The organism is Nocardia sp. NBC_01730, from assembly GCF_035920445.1.
Taxonomy (GTDB): Bacteria; Actinomycetota; Actinomycetes; order Mycobacteriales; family Mycobacteriaceae; genus Nocardia.
In genome coordinates this window covers 7,035,371-7,057,446 of sequence record NZ_CP109162.1, presented here as the reverse complement: position 1 = coordinate 7,057,446, position 22,076 = coordinate 7,035,371, and the positions used below count along the sequence as shown (strand labels likewise).

1 protein-coding gene (cut by both window edges) is annotated in these 22,076 nt (G+C 65.6%); it reads right to left on the bottom strand.

All 22,076 nt of this window come from inside a single coding sequence — locus OHB12_RS29200, alpha/beta fold hydrolase, on the bottom strand. Of the gene's 155,337 coding nucleotides, 97,648 precede the window and 35,613 follow it; the stretch shown corresponds to coding positions 97,649–119,724, spanning codon 32,550 (partial) through codon 39,908 (complete); reading right to left, the first codon wholly in view occupies positions 22,072–22,074. The start codon and the stop codon both lie outside this window.

The window sequence follows — 22,076 nt, the reverse complement described above, 5'->3', positions numbered from 1 at the left end:
CTGCTGGAAACGGTGGAGCCGAAGGAAACCGCGATTCAACTCCCTCCCCGTCGCCTCGGCCAGCGCCATGCCTTCTAAACTCGACTCCGAACGCCACTCAACTGCGGCGTATGCGTCCGAAATCCGCTGCTGGACAATGTCGTCCTCGTGAGTTTCGTCCACCAGCTCCGGGCTGTCGACAGGCGGAACCGAGAGCAATTGGATCAGGCGACGGTGAGCTGTATGCCGGACATGCGAGATCGTTTCGGTTTCGCGGCCCAGCTCCTCAGCGATCTGTTCGTGCGACCATCCCAATAGCAGTCGCTCAACGCAGACCCGCTGCTGGGGAACGAGCCTGCCGAGACAAGTATGGAAAGCACTGGGCTTCTCGAGCCACCCCGCGACAATCCTCGCCTCGAGCCCTCTGACCGTCCTGACACCGGCGAACTTCCTGGCCAACAAGGCCGCGGCGGTGACTTGAAGGCTCTCAACCCGACTTTCCGGAATCCCCAGCTCGGCCGCCGTCTCGGAGACGGTGCGTCCCCACAGGAACCGACGTCGGAAGACCTCGGCTTCCCCAGAGCCCAACTGCTTGCGTCGTAGGGCATCCCGCAATACGGTCGGCTCCACCCGCTGGAGTACCTCGAAGAAATCCAACGCCTCATCGGCGGTGATCCAGGCAACCACGGGCTCCTTATCGAGCATCCGCACCGTCCGGCGGACGGCGTGCGAACGCAGCGCCGAAATCACCATCTCAGCGGTCGTATCGGCGCCCCACTCCCCAGGCGCCTTCCACTCACGGCCGTCAGAGAGCAGCATGAGCGACCGCCGGATGACGTGGGCCCGCAACGTCTTGACCTCTGCCCGGGTGGTCTCCATCTCGGCGGCGATCTCGTCCGGATTCCGCCCGGCCAGAAACAGCTCGAGGCAGGTTCGCTGCGCGTCGCCCAGCGATCCCAGCGAAGCCCAGAACACATCGGCGTTCTCCTGATGCGCCGCAATGACCTCCACCGCCACGTGGAACAGCTCTGGATCCACGCGCCGGTCCTGCCACAGCACCGCCAACGCGGGATGCTTCGCTGCGGCAACCGCCTCCGACAACCGAACCAGCGCACGCTCCACCAGAGTGCCGACGAGATTCACCGTCAGACCTCGCGCCGTGGCAACCTTGTCCAGCGAACCACCGGGACCGAACCGCAGCGCGAGCACCTGCTGCTCAGCATGGTCGAGCCGGCGAAAACCGCGATTCAGCTCGTCGGGGCTCGCCGTGGCCAGCGCCACACTCTCCAGACTGGACTCCGAATATGTAGCGAGAGCACCGAATGCATCCAGGATCCGCCGCCGGAACACCTCCGGTGACGCCGGACGACCCGCCGGGCCCGGTTTCCGCCCGAAGAACTTGTCCAGCGGCAACCCCGGCAACTCCGGCAACCCCGGCTTACCCAGGCCAGTCACAAGTTCGCCGTTCTCGTCGACCACCGCCGCCCACACACCGGTCGGATCCGGGCGATCACGACACCAATCCTCGAAGTCCGTCTCCAGGCCACCCTCACGAACAACGACCCGACCGTCACCCTTGTGAACCAAGAACACCGCATGCCCCATCCCGGTGCCGTCATCCTCCTCCCCGAGACCGTCATACACCTCGAACAACACCGCAGCGGCATTCACCCCCCGCCCAGCCAGCTCCCGAGCAACCGCGTCACGATCAGCGAAACCTTCCGGCCGATGCTGCAACGCACCGACAATCCGCGTACCCGACGCACCTTCCGGCCCCACCTCACCCAACGCGGACCAATCCACCAACCCGGTGTCGTGCACCCCCTCCAACTCCCGGAACGCCACCGGCACACAATCATTGCGGTGACCAGGTTCGCCGTGCCGCACCCGAGACACCTGACGGTCGGCCACCACCTGATCGACCCGGGCGACCGTGCTGCGCTGATCCGCATCCGCACGCGCCCCACGCGTGGGAACTTCAGCAGGCGCACTCCCATCGGCGACGTCGGCATCGGCATCGGCAGGTAGGTCCTGGTGCGCTACTTCGACAGCGGCCACATCCGACCCGGGATCGTGCAGCTCGAACCAAGAGACCTTGCGCCAAGCACCGTCCGCCCGGTCCACACCGGACCGCCACAACTGTCCCCGATCGGCGCCATCGAAGGACGGCACCGCAATCATCGTGCGGCTGGTGTCGTACACCAGCACCAACAGCCGCCCCTCGGTCAGCTGAAGCACGGCATGGATGTCATCGTCGTTGCGGCGCCCGTCGACTGCCAACGCGGCCAGCTCCGCAGTGACCTCACCGGGCTGCCAGGCCGACCAGCCTGCCATCCGTTCAGCCAGCCACCGATCGAGTGTGGCAAGAACTTCCAGGTTTGCGTGATCGGCTCCGACCCTGAACACCACCCTGTTCTCTTGCATCGACTCTGTCGGCGACGACTCCGCCTCAGGTGGCCTGACTTCCCGGGGGTGCGGCTCGCCCGGGCGCGCCGTCGGCGGCACATCGCCACCCTCTGCCCAGTCGGCGCCCGATTGGACCAGCCACGACGTGATCCGCTTGTGCACTGTGGTCGCCACCGGCCCGACCCGCTCCGGTTCCGGCCCCAGGTCGATGTCCAAACAGCGCATTCTGATGTCGCCGCCGACACGGATCAGTTCCAACAACATCCGACCGGACTTCCCCCGAACCGGGTTGAGCGACACCGCGATCACCAAGCCGTCCGCCGACGACTCCAGATATTCGATGTCCACCCAGAAGTCGTCGCCGGCTACGTCGCCGAATCCCGCGAACGCCCTTTCCGCCTCCGCACCATTCCGATCCAGCACATCACCGGCCAACTGACCCGAGGTGTCATCGCGCCACAACGCACCCAGGTGCTCCCCGCTTTCGAACGTCACCGTCGCCGGATCGATGCCATTGCGGCGCAGCTCGAAGCAGAGCTGGGCAAAGAATCTCGGGTCGGCATTGTCGCGCGGGAACGACAGCCCCATTCCCCAGACCATGCGCAGCACACCCTCGACGATTACCCAACGTCCGAACGCCGCCGCTCCATCCCCATCCTCGGAATACGTCAGGGCCAGGTCGGTGTGGGTGCCCGTGGCTTTGGTGCGAAACCCACCACCCGGGATCGCGTCCATCGTGAAAATGTCACCGAACTCCGCATCATTCGTGTTGTACGACTTTCCGTCCGGCCCGACGAACAACGGTTTGCCGTCGACCTCGACAATCCGCACCCGACGCGTAGTGTCCTGGCCCCCGGTGGGGTGCGCCCAAGTGACGGGCGCGACGTCGTATCGGGCCCGGCTCGGCTCCGGGCTCAGCGCACCGCCGGGCGACATATCGCCGTCGCGGCTCGTCTCTCCGTCCGCTTCTGGACGCTCGGCTGCGGGTACCTGCCGCCGTTCGGGATGTGCCATCGATGGTTTGTCGGCCGAGCCGACCGTGGTGGGGGATCGCCGATCGCTCCGGTCGTCTGCCACGTTGGCTTGATCGTCTTCGGTCTCCGCCAGGACTGTGCCGTCTTGCCGCGGTATCCAGGCCACAGCGGCCACGATGCGCTCGTGAGCAGCGACTCGGCCCGAGATCGTCGCCGGGCGGCCGGTCTCGTTCCAGCCGTCGGTCGGGAGGTCAGCCGTGAATGCGCCGGTAGCGAGGTTGATGTGGACGTTGATCTGGTGCAGGGGAATCTCGTCGAAGGAGAACGTGCTCGAGACCCGGCCGACGCTGCGTTTGGCTGCCGACAACAAAGACGGCAAGTCCACCCCGTCGTAAGCCAGGGCGTGGTCTCCGACATCGCGCACCCAGGCCCATTCGTGGGGGTGGACCCACTGGGCGTAATGGAAGCCGAAGAATTGCGGATCGTCCCCACGCGGTGCCGGGCTGCGGAAGTGAAGCGCGCACCCGACACCGATCGCCGTGTACTGCTCGGCGGGACCGACCACTGCCACTTGGTAAATCTGTACGTCCGCATAGGTCTGCCTGTCGTAGTCGTCAGCTCGGGCAGTGGCGACTACGGCACCGTCAGGAATCGGCAGCGGCCCGTCGAAGTCGTCTTCGGTCCTCGGCCGGTGTGTGGGTTGGGGGAAACCGGCACGGCCAAGCGCGTCGCGCGCGCAGGCTGATTCCGGATCGGAGCCCCCAAGTGCGCGCACCTGTTCTTCCCCGAGGAATTCGGCACCGACCATGGCGGGGGCAAGCAGGGCATGGATGAGCGGCGCGGGGAGATTGTGGGCCGCACCTTGCTGTCCGTTGCCCAAAGGCTCAGTGGAGCTACGGATTTCGTCGTCTGCCGCTTGCGGACCAACTGACCCGTGTTCGGGAAGTACTTCATCGGCGACATCGCGGCGAGCGGGCGAGGAGGTGGGTGCGGCTTGGGGCGAAGCCGCCAGCGCGGCAGGCTCATCGACCGATCCGGGTTCAGAAATACTTGTTTCGTCGCTCGGCGGTTGAAGGACCGTACTGAGCGGCGCGACACCGGTCGGCGTCACGACTACGACGCCGCGTCGCCCCCCGAGCAGCCGGACCGCCGCGTGTACCGATGCCACCGTCTTCGCGCTCGAACCGCCACGTCTATTGAGGACCCGGTCGGCAGCCGCCTTGCTCACTCCGGCCGCAGCGGCCACGTCCGCCAACGTGACCCGACGAATCGGCCCCAAGTCCAGATACCGCCGCACCAGCTCCGGCGGGAGCTCAGCGATCAGGAGGTGGGCGATTCCATACAGCGCGTTCTTGACAGTGTCCGGCTTTCGCTTGGTCTTCTTCGCAGTCTCGCGTATTGACAAACCCTGCGTCAGATAGAAATCGGCGTACACACACTCGATCGGGGAAAGCTGCGAATAGCACAGCGACAGCGCGACCGAGTCATGGGCCGCGACCGCCTCGACCAAATGTAGTGCCGAACCATCGGACAACAGCACACCGACCGACAGCGAGGTGGCCAATCGCGGGGCGGCGCTCTGTCGCCAAGTATGGACCCTGGTCAGTGGCAGGCCGAGTTGCTGCGCTGCCTGCTCGTCAGTCGCCCCGTCCAGGAACAGCGCCCGGGCGACGCCCTGATACTTCTCGGGAAGCTGCTCGATACCATTCTCCAGGGCCATCGGGTCTGCCTCCCGAGCGGCCTGGATAACTCGCGCAGCCCTGCCCCGGCGTGGATTGCCACCGTCCTCGTCGTCACCCACCGCGGGCACCGGCGACTGCCCCAGCGAGCTGTCGACCACCACACCCGGACGCCCCGCCGACCACCTGACTCGGTCCACAGCATCCCGCACTCGCAAGGCGGCCTCAGAATCCGTCTGGGCTCCGGCGAGCACTTTCCGGACGTAGCTCTCGCTCAGTCCGGCCGCATCGGCTACATCCAGGAGCGTGACCCGGCGAAGTGGGCCCGAACTCAGATACCGCCGCACCAGTCCCGGCGCAAGCTCGACGACGAGCGACCGAGCCAACGCGTGGAAGGGCCAGGTGCCCGTTGTCGCGCTCAGACCCATCGCAGCAAGGGTCTCGGCAACGGTCTTGCCCGCTTCCAGATACAGATCGAAACATTCCCGCTGGCGCCCGGTGAGCACGGCGCGGCAACCCTTCAACACCGTCGAGTCGTGCGCCCAGACCGCCTCGACCAGAAGCAATTCCCAGCCGTCCATCTGTAGTAACGCCGCCACCGTGCGGACTGCGCTGCGCAGTCGCTTGGCTACCACATTCTTCGTGACGGACAGCTCTACCGCTATCGCTTCGACCGTCAGCTCACGAACGAACCACCGATCGAACACTTGCTTCTCCGCGGCGGACAGTTGGTCGGCGAGGCGCAGAACATCGTGGCGACGCTGCATCAGAGCCAGCGCAATCACCAGCATGTCTTTACCGAAGGCGCCGACCGACTCGTCGCCGCTGAGCCACCCGGCCAGGTGAACTACCGCCTTCTGCACCAGGAACCGGGCTTTACGGCTTTCGGCGAGTCCCATTGTCGCCGCAATCGCGACGAACGACTGTCCGTGCCCGAACCACCGGATGAACGCCTCCCGTTGTTTGGCAGGCAGGTGGTCGAGGTAGCTCCACAACATAGGACGCTGCGCCGGATCGAGTTGCGCTGCTTGGACAGCCGCCAACTCCGCTTCGAACCCGGACGGCAGCCGGTTGGTCGACAGCGCACCGGCGCGGGCCGCCTCGGGAACCGGGTAGCGACGGCTCGGCCCGCCGGGGTTGGGGAACTCGTCGGCCGTGACGGCCTCGATACGGCGGCGGAGCAAGCCCTGCCGATCGTCGGAAAGCTCGGCGGCCACCGAACGAACCGCATTGCGCAACCGCTGCGAGACCGCGGCCTCGGTCAGGCCCAGATCCTCGCACATCCTGCTGCTGGTCTGTCGCTGGAAAAACCAGCGATCGAACGCATCCCTTTGGTTGTCGGTCAGCGCATCGGCAAGAGTGCGCACGTCGTTGCGCCGCTCAGGGTCGAGTAGGGCGAGCTGGACCGCCAGCATGTCCTCGTGGACAGCGGCGAGCGGTACCTCATCCGAGAGCCAGCCCGCCAATTTGCGCAGGGCATCACCCAATCGCGAGGCGGTATTCTCGGCGATGGTGCCCATCGTTGCTGCTATCTCGGTGATCGTCTGGTTGTAGACAAACCACCGGACAAAACATTCCTGCTGGTGCGGCGTGAGGTGCTCGACATGGCTCCACAGCATCGGTCGCTGCGCGGGGTCGAGCTGCGCGGCCTGGATCACCGCTGAATCCGAACGGTGAGCCTCGCGAACCGGGCCCGCAAAGATCTCCCCATCGCGTGCCGCATCCGGTACCGGATACCGTTGTCCCGGAATAGGTTCCGGGACACTATCAATCAACAGTCCGACAACATCGGCACCGAGCAGCTGTGCCAACTGCCGGTGCCCGTCGCGAACAAAATCCTCGACTGCTCCGGTGTCGCTGCCCATCGCCTCCGCTGCCGCGGCAACCGTTCGTCCCTCCCAGAATCGCAGCACCAGCGCGACCCGGCGACGGTTGGGCAGGTTCCGAAGCGCACGCCGCAGTGCTTTCGGACTCGCCTGGGCCAATACCTGTCGCTGGGCAGTCGTCTCGGCAGCGGCCTCGATATGCTTCCGGAACCGGACCCCACGGATGAACTGCTGCATAGGCGACGATGCATCGTCCACCGGCGCCACGCCGGCCTTGGGCACCCTGATGCCGGAGAGCCAGCCGGACAGCGTATTCACCGCACCACGCAGCCACTGTCGAACATCGGGCACCTCGTGGTCCAGCGCCGCCGCCACATCCTCGGGCGACCTCTCCTGGAACCACCAGTCGACGAAGCACTCCCGCTGCGGGGCGTCCAGCTGGTCGACAAGAATGCGAAGATCGTCGGGAGCGGCCGCCCGGATCAGCGCCACTGCTTCGGGATCCGGGTCGGAAAGCTGTTCGGCCAAGCGGCGAATGATGCCGTACAGCCGTTGTTCGACCGCCTGTTTCGTCGTCGTGGTGCCAACCGATGCGGCGATCTCGGAGGTTGTCTGGCCCAGATACCACGAGACAAAAATCGCCCGCTGCTCGGAAGACAACCGTTCGACAACCAGACACAACTCGTCTAGACGCTCGTCGCGCGCCGCGCGAATCACGGCTACCGCGGGCGCGAGCTTACCCTCCGACGCGGCCAGCGTCCGGCCGCCGCCCGCCAGCAGCTCCACCAACGCATCGACCTCGGCGGCTACTTCCGCGCCGAGCTCAATCGCCAACTGACGCAAGCCCGATTGCAGCAAACCGGTAGCCACGTACGGGCTGCTCCTCATCACTGCGGCCGCCGCCTCGATCGGCATGCCGTCCCCCATGAACAGCAGCATCAGCACTCGACGCCGGCCGTCGGTGAGCGCGGCGACAGCATGCCGGAAGTCCTGATCGTTCGCCGCAACCAACGCCTCGCGTTCCGCCCCCTGCGCCGCGGCCTCGATCGCGCGGCGGAACCGCACATGCCGCACGAACTTGGCCTGATCCGACAACACATCATCGGCCAGCGACATGATCCACCTGCTGGCATCCCCGCCCTGCCGCAGCTCGCCGACCCGGGCTTCGGCGCGGCGGAACACCTCCGTGACCAGGTCGGCGGCGACCTTCGGATTGCCGACCACGGCCATCCGCCGCGCCACCTCCGCCTCGAATCGCTCGCGCAACCCGCTGGCCGCGACCGGCGAGTTCATGCCCTGCTCAGCCGGTTCGGACGCCTCCGCCGGGCCGGGCGCCGCGCCAAGCGGATCCTGCGTCGAGTCGTGATCCGGTTGGGCTGTGTCGGTGGGTGTTTCGTCGACTCGGTCCGCAGGATCCGGAAGCCGCAAAAGCGGCGGCGTCAGCTGCTCGGCCAGCCGCGCCAGATCAGCACTGAATTCGTTGTCCAGGCTGCGGATCTGCGCACCGAACTTGTGGTACTCGACGGTGGCGTCGATGATCACGATCAGCTGCAGCATCCGCAGCGCTTCCTCCTGGAGCTCGAGCTGCGCCACCGTCAGGTCTTGCTCCGAAATCTCCAGCAGCATCTGTTCCACCGCTTGCTGGATCTTCGCTGCCGACAGCTCTCGCCGCGGACCCTGCAGCGCCCCTAGCGTCAGTGCCCGCGATTCGGGACGCAGCGCTGCCGGCAGCGCCAATCCCGCCGCCACAACGCGCTTCGCCAGCCGCCGCTGCTGTTGCTCCAAAAGCTTGACCTGCTGGGCCGCCGCATAATTCGACCCCAAGTAATCTGTTCTCCGCCACCGATAATGTTCGGACTGCCGGTAGAGGTGCTCCAGCCGCTGATCCACTTCCAGCTGACAGCTCCGCGCCTGCTCGCACGCCAACACCCTCGACTCGAAGTCCTCGGCCTGACTCCGCAACTCCTCGTACCAGGCCGCCCATCGATCCCGCTCCTCAGCCATTCCCAACTCGGCCGCCACCGCACGCTGCGTGTGTGCCCGACGCAGTTCCCTTTCCAGCGCCTCGAGCCCCAGGAACCGCGCCCTCGCGGCACCGACCTCGATGCTGGTATCGGACTGGCTCTCGGCCGAGTACTGATCACGCAGGTCGTCGTACCGCAACAAGGATTCACGACGGATCCGAGCCAGCTCCGGCCCCAGCCCGACCGGCCGCCGCGCAGCGCCCCACCGCGCGGTGAACGCCGCGAACTTCGAGTTCAACGCCTCATCACGCCAACGAAGCTCGGCATGACTCGCCTCGACCCGCTCGGCCACATCGACCAGCGCCTGCAACTCCTCGAACTGCCTGCACAGTTCCGCTGCATCCCCCGGTGTCCGCCGCGCCAACTCGTCCGGTTCCAACTGGTCCGGCGCCACCCCCAGAAGCCTCTCCAGCTCCGTACTGGTTTGCTCGAGCAAATCCCGCCACAGGGCCGCTCGACTCTCCGTCACATCGAAGTCGACCGGCGTCATGTCGTACATTTCGTAACGGATGGGCCTACCACGCACAAGCGGCATATCGAAGACCTGTTTCCGCAGGTCGTAGAGCACCTGGGCATCCTCGTCGAGCGCTTGGGCCGCCGCGAACAGCACACGGATTTCCTCGGCCGACTCGACTCCCAGCCGATACCGGAAAGCGAACTCGTGCAGTGCCGCCTCTATCGCCGTGATCTGCCCCATCGTGGTGATGAGACGCGCGGCCTCCGCGCCGCTCTCAGGCCGGGCAGCGGGATCGGCGTAGAACTCCACCAACCACACTTCGACCATCCGCCGCATCCACACCAACGTGGCGCCCAACTCCGGACGGTCTCCCCCATCACCCCGATTCCCCGTCTGGTCGGGTGCAAGTACGCTCCGCGGCTCGCTGTCGGGTTCTGTTTCGTCTACTGAGTTGTCAGGTTGTTCGGCACCCGGCCGCCGGCCGATAACAAAGTCCAGGTCCGTGATCGCCGAAGGTTCCCAGTCCGTCGGAGCCTCGGCATTCGGATCCGCGTCCGGGCGCAACACGAAACCCGCCACCGTCACCGCAGCCCGCACCATCCCCCCCGCCCTCGTCATCCACTTCTCGAACACCACATCCCGCCCGAACTCACCCACCTTCACCACCCCCTCCACCACCTTCACATTCACCGCATGCGCCGTCCCATCCCCGAACACCAACACCGCGACCACCGCGACCTTCCTGCCCGCGCGATGCTCCCCCCATACGAACTCACGCACCTTCTCCATCGACCCGAAGCTGTGATCGGGCAGATGCCACCCCACACCCACCACCCCCGGCGCATCCCGCTTCCACACCACCCCCGATAGACCCACACTTGCCAACCGATCCGAAACGTCATGTCCCACATGCGCCCACCCGTCCCACACCGCCACCGGCAAACAATCCGTCCGCCCACCGCTCCGAATATCTGGCCGCGCATACCCGGTAACCCCTTCACCGGTGGCGTGCTCGCCTGGCGCGATACCGGCGGCGCGCTCCGACGCCGGCGGCGTGGTGTCCGATGGCTCGCTCGATGCATCCGTGTCGTTGTCGCGCAGCAGCTCGGCCAGCTGGAGAGCAGCCTTGTGCTGAACCATCATGGCGTCGGCCTCGGGAACACCTAGCTGCGACGCCGCATCGCCGATCAAGACATTGTGCAGTAAGGACAGGTGAACTATTTGCCGCTCGTGCGCACCGAGCGGCAACCGTCCGACAGCGGCGCGCAGCCGCTCGGGGTCGACGATATCGACCACATGGATCATGGCCAGCGCCTCCATGCGCGCATACAGCAGCCGCTGCGCCGCGGTTGCCCGCTGCCCCTGCGACTCGACGGCCTCGAATGCGTCGAGGTAGGCGGAGGGGCTGACCCAGTTGACCATCCCGATTTCCCGGCCTGCCGCGCTGACGGCGTCCACATTGCGCGCACCGACCTGGTCGCTCAGCCAAGCCTCGAACGCTTCCCGCTGGAATGTGTGGGTTCGGGAATACTCCTCGGCCAGCAAGTCCGTGACGAATTTCCCGTCGGCGATCGACCCAGCCCCTCGATCGAGACCGCTCTCGGAAAAACGAGCCGAGGCCGAACGCCTGATGCGCTCGGAACCGATCGAGTCGACAGGAACCGGCAGGTCTTCGCGCGCTGTCAGGGCTGGCGACTCGGCCAAGGCGAGTGCCCAGGCCATGTCAGCGATCTGCGTCGCCGTCAGCTGTAGCGCGGGCAAGCGCCAATGGCGGCGAGGTTCCACCGACGCATACACGATATTCACTGCCAATTCCACGGCCATCTCGAAAGTCAGCGAACCGTCGATGGCGCGCAGCAGCAGACGGACCATGTCTTGGATCATGCGCTGCAGATCCAAGTAGAGCAGATACAGCGCCAATGGACCGCTGCGAACTTCGTATTCAGCATGGGCCGTCTCACTGCGCTGCAGCATGATGGCGACTTCCATCGCTTCTGGGGCGAACATGGCGCCCCCGAAATCTATGACAGCGGCTCTTCTTCCATCCCAGATCGTGTTCCTGCGAGTGATATCACCATGAATCAACCGAAACGGCGCGCGTGGTGCGGTGGACAGCACCTCAACGATTCCTGGCAACAGCGATTGGGGAAGACCAAATTTCTCGAACAGCGTGTGAAATGGTTCGAGGGCCGCGTACGACTGATAGATTCGCTCGAGCCGGTGGGCCAGCATCAACAAAAACCCGGCCGCGTCACCGTCTTCCGGCCAGTCCGGCGGCAACGGGTCCAGCTCTCCGCGCTCTATCAGGTCTTTCACCGGCACCCGGGCGAGTTCCTCGAGTCTCGGGCGCACCATGTCACGAATATCCACACGGAACAAGCCGGGGACCGGGCTTCCATGGATCAGGCGCTGTACCTGGATCTGGGACCGGTTGCGGGACGGCTTCGATACCCACAACACCTGAGGCGTCTGGTCGGAGTACCGGCTGACCACCCTGAGCGTCTCGTGTTCTTTCGGCCAGATTTTCAGGTCGATCTCATCGGCTGCGGTTTTGGCGACCCTGAGCACGTATTCGTTGTTGTAAATGTAGATATCGTTGTCGTTGCCCGACAGTCGTTCGCCATAGACGAGGGCCAGCGCGGTCAGGGCCGTGGCTTCCCGATTCGTCATCCGCCTGCCTCGATCGCTTCCGAGGTGTCGGTACTCGGTCACAGGACGCAGCAGCCCCCGCAACACCTTGGTCGGATCCTCGCCTGGGCGAAGCTCGATGCCTAGATCGGCCACTGCCTGCCGCAGCCTCCCCTGACCTTGCTCGAACCTTTCCTTCCGCACCGTGTCGCTCGGCGGCGGCAGCAGGTGGCCGTATATCTGTATCTGCTCGTCTTCATGCAGGAAGGCGCGGTGTGTCACAACGGTGGTCCCGGGCGGAATAGCGAGCAAGTCCTCCCCGGTGATCGATTTCAGCCACAGCGTGGGGAAGCCCTCGGGAAGACGGGCATACACGATGTCGGTGCGGGCAAATCTGTTCGACGGGGTAGTGCCGATCTCGGCAAGCGCGAATCTCGACAGCCCGAATTCGTCGCCGCGCTGGACTGTCTCGACGTAGTCGACGGAGATCATGACGGTCATGCCGCCCTCCGGAACCGGCTTGCCTGCCAGCGCGAGCTTGACGCGCGGGATCAGGTCGGTGCCCGCATAGTTGCGTGCGCGACCCCCTGGTTGCGAATCCAGATACTGGTTGGCCCTCGAAAACCCGTAGGCATCGGGGTCCCCCAGGTCTCGCGCAAACCGCACCGCCTGCCGTGTTTCGCGCGGCAGACTGTCGACATACGGCCCCCAATACTCGTCGGCAAATCTCGCCGCCGCCGCATTGTTCTCGAATGCCAGCGTGTGATAGCCGATTTCCGCTTTCGCGACAGCATGCTTCTCCGCAACGGAAAGGCGGTCGAACTGCTCCCTGGTCGAGAACCGGGCCGGCTGCCCGCCCGGACCGGGCGAATCGCCGGGATCGGCATCCGCCAACGCCATCACCAACCGGAGCACGGCGCCGGTGCGCTCCACCTCTTCCACCGGCTTGCCGTGCAGCTGCCACACCAGCGCCGCCCGCTGCGCGAAGCTGATGCGATCCAGCGCACGCCAGAACTCCGGCTCCCGCGCCTCGTTCACCACCCCGATCTCCGGGCCGGATTCGGCGAACCCGGCAGCCAGCAACATCTCCCGTATCGACTGCCGCAACCGACTGAACGCCTGCCCGTCCGCCGCGCCCGGCGGCCACTGCGGCCACTGCGGGCGCTCCTGCAGGTCCTGCGAGTCCTGCGGTCGACCGGAATCCGGTTCGGGTGGCGGTGGGCTGCCGAAGAGCTCGACCTCAGCAAGGTCCACGGGGATGTTGCGAGGCGGCTCACCCGGTTCGAGCGCATGCACAGCCCGGCGAGGGGTCGGATCGGCAGCAGGAGATTTCGGCTTCGACGGCTCCGGCGCAGCGCCGGAGCCGTCGGGACCGTCCTCGGGAGTGAACACGGCGACGAACTCGTCCCAGGTGAGGCGATCGGTCACCTGCCACATCCGACGACAGATCAGCAGGCTTTCCCACAGGCCGATCAGAATGGCGCTGCGCTGATCCGGGGTCAGGTCGTGGGTGAGCAGCTTGATTACGTCGTGAACAACCCGCTGGATGTGCCCGAAAGCCTCGAATTTCTTCTGGTTGGGTGCCTTATCGAGGTACGACAGGAACCCGCGGCTGCGGAGAGAGGCAATCGCGTTGTCGTTGGACCGGAACCCCCACATGGCCAGCTCCATGTCGAAGATTCCGGTCACCCGATCCTCGAAGAGATGCATGTTGTTCACGGTGCGGTCACCGTGGATCAGCTGGGGCCGTTCCGGGTCGAAAGATTCCGGGTCGATCGGCGCGAAGGGCAGCGCAGGCACTCCGAGAGCGGCGAATTTCTCCCACAGCCGATCACGATGCTTCTCCAATACCCACATCTCGAACTCGATGTAGTACCTGACGTGATCGGCGATATCGTCGCTCGCCGGAGGCAGCGGCAATTCGGGCGAGATTCGCTGCGGCGGCGGCAACGCGGCACGCGGCACCTGGGCCAGTTGATCTTGGAACCTCGTCATCGCGGCCCGAATAGTCGTCCCCATCCGCGACACTTCCAGCTCGGACGGCGGGTGCCCGTTGGAGTAACGGAAGACCTGTACCCGCCCTTCGTCGGTTTGGATTTCCGCCAACAGTCTCGGCGCGAGCTCCACCCCGTGTCGCACCATCGCCTCGATCACCTGGCGCTCCTGTTCCGGCGCCCAGTACCGGAAATCCACGCTCTCAGCGACGGCGGGTTTCTGCTTGCGCATCCAGAAGCCGTCACCGGCAGCGGAGCCAGTATTATGCAGGCCCGCACTGTGTTCCGGCGCACGCTCCGCTGTTGCCGCCAGCAGTCGGGCTTCCTCCTCGGTCAGCGGGACGCCGGTGTCTTCGCCCAGCGCGCAGTAGTCCCGCGCGCTGCGAAGGTGCCCCAGGTCGGTTTCCCAGGGTTCGGCGTGGATTTCGGCGGTAACCACGGAATCCCGCAACACAAGGGTGAACCCGAGCTCGCGGACCACCCCGAACGCGTTGGGTTCCGCCTCGGTGACCTCTATGGGGCCCGCCATGGGGTCCGGAGCGGACAGAAGCGAGTCGGGCAGATCAATAGTTCCGTCGTAACCGACTTCGATTCGCGCGATACGATCCAACCACGGGCCGCGAATCTCCCTCATCCGCAACCACACCGGCCCGTCGGTTGTGGTCAGGATGAACGTCATCAGCGCGCGGGCCGCCGCACCGGCTTGATCCGCCTTTTCGACGGGCCAATCCGGCAGGGCCCCGCTGACCCGGACTCGGGCCCACTCCTTCTGCGCCATCAGATCTCCCGGACTCAACACCTGGCCGGCCTGCCGCCACAAGCCGTGGAATGCCGTCGGTGGAAGAGGAAGTGCGACCGGCGCATCGCTCGCCGTGGCCGAGGTGCGAGCGAAGACATCCCGAACTCGATGAACCGATCCTCGGGCGGAGTGCCCCCACAACCCCGACACCTTGGCATAGCCGGTCAGATAGTGGGTGTCGTGCGCGATCCCCGTCCCGCCGGTCCGAGCATGTGCGGCGGTGGCGTCGAGGAAATCACTGATCAGCAGGAAATCCCGCCACACGGCGATATTTTCGCTGAAAGTGTTGAAGAAGTCAGCGCCCTCGTCTAATCGCGCGAAGCTCGCCAGATCGAGAGCCGGGTCCCCCAGCAGCGCGCAATCCCAGTTTCGGAGCGACCCGTCATAACGGAGCTCAGTCGCGGCTACCACGCTGTGTGGAATACGTCCGTGCACAATCTTGAACTTGTCCCCGGCCATCGAATCCGCCCGAGCAAGAACGGGCTCGAACGGATTGCTCGGAATAGCCAGTCCATCGGCTACCGAACCCCATTCCGAACGCCACTCGTCGAAATCGCGCAGCTTGTCGTCCACCATGTAACGCACGAAGCCCGCAATGTCGCCGTCCGCCGGGTACCCCGGGGGCAACGACAACGTCCGGGTGGGAACCCCTGACAAGTGAGCTCGAAAACTCACGAGGTCGTGGAGGAAGAAGCCGCGGTTCACACGGAACTCCCGCACCGAGACTTCCTTGCCAGGCGGACGCCGTAGAATCAGGACATCGTCGACGACCCGCCCATCCGGTGTTCGCACACCATTCCGGGTACGTAGCACGAGCGGACGGAACCAGACCTTGCGTTCCGCCAAGAGCCGCAGCAGTTCCGGCTGCGACAACAACGCCGGGCGGGTGGGAACCAGCACCTCGAAATCGCCGACGACATACCGGTCGACGCCCAACTCCCTTTCCAGCCGCCCGGCCAGGAACGCCGTCTCGATCAGCGCGTCGGCTTGATAGGTGCTCATCGATTGTCCGGAATCGGCACCCCAGAACTGATATCGATGCGCCGGGAGCACCCGTACCCGACCGCGGCCGCGGCCGTCACCCCGGACCTCGATGCCGGTACCCGCCGACAGCTCGGCACGCAACGACCTCAGCACCCGAGGTACCAACCGCGTCTGCATATCGGTCGCGGTCGGCAGGTCGACGCCCACCGCGACCGCGGTCTCCACCAACGTGCGGCCTTCGAAGAAGCGGTGCAGGGCGAACTCCCGGTCCCGCCCGCGCAACGCCGCCAGGCATCGCTGCCGCACCTGCGGGGTGACCCTCGGACTGTTCGCCAACACCGGCAACCGGGCATCCACCGCCGGTTCGTCGCCGAACAGCTGCTTGGCCAGCCAAAGCGAGGCGTTTCTCAGAAGGAGGTCGGCGTTCGCGACGTCCGGCACGGCGGCGGCGATCTCCGCCCGCGTCATCCCTTGGGGGTACCGCAACAAGGCGAGGCGCCGCATATCCGGGGAAAGCATCGCTATCGCGCCATGCAACGCGTCGGGATCGTCCCACACGGCATCGAAAATCGGCCGTTCGACGTCGTCGGCATCAGCGACAAGGACCGGCGCGGGTGAATCCGGTTGTGCGCCACCCGTATCTTCCGGAACCGGTCGCGGCCGCCCATCCTCGGGACTCCGCCCGAACATCCTGCCATCCGGCAACGGCGGCAATCCCGGCTTGCCCAGGCCGGTCACAAGTTCGCCGCCCGCGACCACCGCCGCCCACACACCGGTCGGATCCGGGCGATCCCTACACCACTGCTCGAAGTCCGTCTCCAGGTCACCCTCACGAACCACGACCCGACCGTTGCCCTTGTGGACCAGGAGCACCGCATGCCCCATCCCGGTGCCATCGCCATCCTCGCCGGTGCGGCCGTACTCCTCGCCAGGGCTGTCGTACACCTCGAACAACACTGCGGTGGCATTCTCACCACGCCCGACCAGCCCCCGAACAACCGCGTCCCGATCCGCGAAACCTTCCGGCCGATGCCGCAACGCGTCGACGATCCGCTGCCCGGACGTGCCACCCAACCCCACCGGACCCAACGCGGACCAGTCCACCAACCCGGTGTCGTGCACCCCCTCCAACTCCCGGAACGCCACCGGCACACAATCATTGCGGTGACCGGTTTCGCCGTGCGGCACCCGATCCTCGACCAGGCCCTCGGCCTCGACCTGATCGATCCGAGCGACCATGCCGCGCTGACCCGCATCCGCACGCGCCCCACGCGTGGGAACTACAGCCGGCGCACTCCCGTCGGCGATGTTTTCCGGGGAAACGGGGCTGGACGGCATCGCTGTGGTGTCGAACGCCTCCACGGGGTGGGGATCGATTCCCGCCTGCTCGGCCGCTTCAGCGGGCTTCCTGGCTCTGAGCTGACGCCGCTCGGTATCGAACTCGACATGCACAAATCCGGCCTGCTCGAGGTTGCGCCTGATCCGGCGTTGTCTTGCGTCGTCGACGAGCTCTTTCAGCCAAATCCGCAGCAACCCTCCGGGCTCGAGGAGGCGATAGATCTCCGTGGGTGTGGAAGCCGGGCTCTGTACGAACGGTTCGAGGTCGACGTAGAAGGCGTGGACGAAGAGGATCTCAGCAAATGCCGCGGCCGGAATATTGTATTTTCCGAGGTCACGCAGGTCCGCCTTGATATCGGGCAGTTCGAGCGAATCGTTGCCGAGGAACACATCCCCGGGCCGGTGCAGGCGCGGTTCCGCGCTGTTGCCGCGGCCGCGATCGACAATGAGTCTGGCTCCTCCGGGAGCAGCCGCGGCGTCCGCCAGCAGCTGAGCCAGATCGCGCCGTGACTCCGGTGCGTCCGGTATCGACAGCAACGCGGCAATGTACTCCGCAAGCTTGCCGGGACTTTGCGCCCGAAAAGACGTGAGCCGCTTGGCCAGCGCGTCGCGCACGCCCCCCGACCCGTCCGGCGGCGCCACCCGCCACCAACCGTCACTGTCACCCTGCAGTGGCAGCTGAACCCGGCCGCCCAGATCGGCCGGGCCGTCCACATCGACGGGCAGCATTGCCTCCGCCACCGGCTCGCCGAACGGGCTGTCGATCCGAGGTACGGTCCGATCCATGGGCGGGGCGTCGCTGTCGAGCCACAGTTCGATACTGGATACGGCTATCGGCGAAAGTCCGCCGTCCCCGGGCGTGGTGTCGACCAGGTCCTGCCCCGGCTCGACAGCACCGACGACGCGAGGAGGCGCGCCGGGCATCAGTCTCTCCAGCCAGTCATGGAAAATCCGCCAGTTGTGCAACTCGCCTGGCTTGAAAGGGACTCGCGTGCCACCCAGCCGGAAGTACAGCTCTTTCATTCGCCCGAGACCGAATATCGCGACGGGGTCTGCTGTCGTCCCCATCTCCCGGAGTCGGGACGCCCACTCATCAAAGAGCGCGATGCCCGTCCCGACTGCCTCCACCCAGTCCTCGATTCGGGTCAGGATGTCTTCTTCGGGCTCTCGGATAATACTCGGCGATAGTCCCTGATTTTCCAGCGACCAGTTCATCAGGATTCTGGATAGTCGACCGTTCTGATCGTAGAAGGGGTGGCCCGATATTAATTCACGCTTCAGCCAAGCGGCGATCCCGACAGGATCGTGAGCCGGATCCATCACCGCCTCGTTGTACCGGTCACACAGGTCTTCCAACCATTCGCGGACTTCGCCGATTGTTTCGCGATCGGGATAATTGATCTTTCCGAACTTGGACACAAATGATTGTGGAATATAGTCGATCAGTGGGTTCTCTCGGAGAGCGGCCCACCCGTCTTCCTTCAGCGGCCAAGGCAGGTTTCCCCGCATTGTCACGGTGAATTCTCCAGCCTTCTCTTGCATTGTCTCTGCCGCCAGGATTTTGTGCAGCCCGACGATGAAATCCACCGTCAACGGCTTGTTCCCGTATTTCCGGGCGGCGCGGACAGCCTCGAGGTAACCCGCCCACTCTTCGTCTCCGAACAGCCGCTCCGGCTCGGGCTGACCTGCCACGATCGCAACGAGCAGATACTTCAAATCGATGAATTTAGCGGCTTCGAGGAGAATTTCGGCCTCCGAGTGGATCCCCAGCGCCGCCAACGACATCGCAATCCGGGGGCCCACGTCGCCCGGTGAACCTGATTCAGCGGGATCGGGGTCGGCGACCATTCGGTCCACCGCCGATGGCGGTGGGGTGTCCGACGCTTCGCCCGGGAGCGGTGCATCCGGGCGTGGCACGGTAGTACCGCCGCTGCTGTCGTCGCCATCGTCATCCACACCGTCGCGGTTCGTCTGATCGACAGCAGACCGCGCCGCGATCCACGATCGGAGCAATTCCGGGTCGGTAATCCACAGGTCGGCCACCACCGGATAGTGGTCGGTGTCGGTGACTTCGATGGTGCTGTCGATCGTCTGGAATTCGGCGGAGGCCAGCACCTGATCCGGCGCACCGTCCCACCCGGGTACGGTCCAGGTCCCCGAATCGAGCGCGACACGGAGACCCAATTCGTCGATGACCTGCTGGTACACCAGGCGCACATCATCGGTGTTGAAGTCGGCGCCGAATACGACCGGACCATCCGGAATGGAGCGCAGCAGATGTTCGATGATCTCCCTGCCATGCGCCGCGCCTTCGGCATCTTCGTGCTCTTCGTAACTGCGGCCGAAGAAACCCAGCGGCGTCGGGTGCATATTCACGAACCAGGTACCGGCGATCTTGACGGCCAGTGCGTACCGTTCGTACCGGTCCTCCTGGGCCACCACCTCGCCCCAGAGTTTCAGCTCGAGCGTCGGAGTCGGCAGCAGTATCTCGCGGAATTCCTCGATCGGCAGCCTGCTGAGAAACGCAATGGCCAACTTCTTGGTCGTGTCCATATGCGACGGGCACATCACGGTCTCATGTATGTACGGGTAGCCGGACATGGCTGCCAATCGCCCCGCGGTCGAACCGTCCGGGCCCACCTCCGACTCCTGCAGGCAGACGACGTCGGCATCCATCCACCGCAACTTATCGGCGAAAGCCAGCAGATCGACGGCGCTGTAGTCGAGCGCCTTGAACGACCGCGAGTGACGAGCGCCCGCCATATTCCAGGTGACCGTTCGAACCAGCCGACGCGGATCGATCGCGTCACCGTCCTGCTCGTCGCCCGGGGCGTTGCGCACGATCTCGGCCAGGTGATCGACCACAGTGACGCACCAGTCCAAGTGGCGACGCCGCCGGAATTCCTTTTCGTGGTCGATGACCCGCCTGCGGATCGCATGAACCTGCGACTTCGGGGTCTCGGGGGCGATCCAGGCTCGGACGCGCTCCTGCCCGAGCCGCTGCTGTTCATCGGATTCGGCCTGCTCCGGGTCGGCGACGGCTTCGGCGGCCAGGTCGGCTTTTCCGCTGTCGAGCACCCGGGCAACCTGGTCGAGTTCGGCGACCACATCGATGAGCCGGACGATATCCGCGGCGCGGCGCGCGATCTCGGTTCGTTTCTCGTCCGCGTCCCAGAAGAATTGCGCGAGCGGGACAAGCGGATCACCGAGCGGAAGGTCGGCGGGATAGCCGAAGATATCCAGCGGCGGGTCGGCGAGATCCGCCGGATCGACGTGCAGCGTCTCGGCCAACGCCACCCAGTCGGCCTCTGCCGCCCGACGCTGTCGCACCAGCTGCGTCGACGTCGGTGTCAACCGGTCTTGGTCGGAGATGTTCAGCCGCTCGGCCAGGGCTTTCCGCTCCCGCTCCAGACCCATGACCCGATGTCGTGCGGCCTCGATGTCGAACGCCGCCTCTTCATGGCGGTCTCGGTGCGGGATCGGCACCATCAACTCGGCGTTCTCGCCGAGTTGATCGAGCCCATCCAGCACCTCCGACAACCGCGCCAGCAACGCACCTTCGCGCCGGATACCGTCGCGGAAACTGTTCAACCCGCGCAACGAGTCGTAGCTCAGGGTGACCCGATCCGGTTCGGCGCCGAGCCGCGTGGTCAATACCGCGAGATCGTCGGCCAGCCGTTCGGTCATGGTCGCGATCGCTTCCCGAATCGGGAGTGTAAGCAGCGAAACACCGGACGCGCGGGACATCTCGAGCCGGTTGATCAGCGCGTCGCGCTCGCGTTCTAGCTTCGAAATCTGTTCGGGGGCATCATGATCCGGCGGGTCAGCTACCGATCCGGAATCTCGGCCGACCGGATCGGCGTCGACCTCGGCCCACCCGGTGTCGGTCCAGCGCACGATCCGCGGCAGAGGGGCTTCGTTTCGGACCAGCGGCGCGAACCGAGCCTTGGAGTTCAGGTCTTCCGCGGTGACGTCGATCCACGGCGCCCACCCCGACGCCTCGAGCGCCGGACGCAGAGCGCTCAACTTTTCTCGACACTCGTCGACCTCGGTCCACAGCATGCCGTCGACAACGAATTCAACCTGATACCTGTTCGGTTCGTCGACGATACGCACATGGTCGGCAAGCGGACCGAGTTCCTGCAACAGCGGCGCGACATCGAGCCGCTCGAAGAGACCACGCGGTCCGGCGTGCGCCGGATATCGCCTGCGCGGTGGCGGCAGATCCTCCGCCGGGCCTGGGGCCGCGCCGATGAGGCTGGTCGGCCTGGCGCCGTCGTCCACGCCGAGATTGTCGGTGTCTTGCGGAACTCCCTCGGCGTCGTAGCGGATCGCCCAGCTGCCGGCGACACCCGCGGGCGGGGACCAATCCTGGTAGCGACGCAGCTCGTTGGTCGCCGGGTCCCACACCATGATGGTGCCGTTGTCGTTGTACATCACGTAGGCGTGCGCACCCACTCCGTCGCTGCGCTGAGCGACACCGTGATATTCGTCGACCACCAGGCTGATCGCGCCGTTGCGCGCCTTCCGCAGGCGTTCCGCGATAGTCGCATGCGTCTCGATTTGCAGGCGGCCACCGGCATGGTTCTCCAAATCCCGCCAGTGCATACCCGCCATACCACTGGCCCTGGCAGCGGCGAGATCGATCACGGTGCTTCCGGTCCGCTCCTGCACCTTCTCCAGTGAGCGGAACGCGCAGTCCAGCGGCTCGGCCTGCTCGATATGTGCGATGCCGCGGGGCGAGGTCGCATCCGGCGGCAGGTAGTCGCCGCTGCCGTCGTCGTATCGCCCACGCTCAGTATCAACGGGGGGCGAGCCGACCCTCCTACGGCCCGGTCGACGCCGATCCACCAACGGGAGGGTGTCGCCGCGACCCGCGGTGACCTGCGCGGCACCGGCCAGCGCTTCGCTGGGTTGCCCCGTGTCCGGGTCGTGCTGCAGATAACCCTGGTGCACGGACTCCACACCCGCGAAGTGCTCGGAGCGCG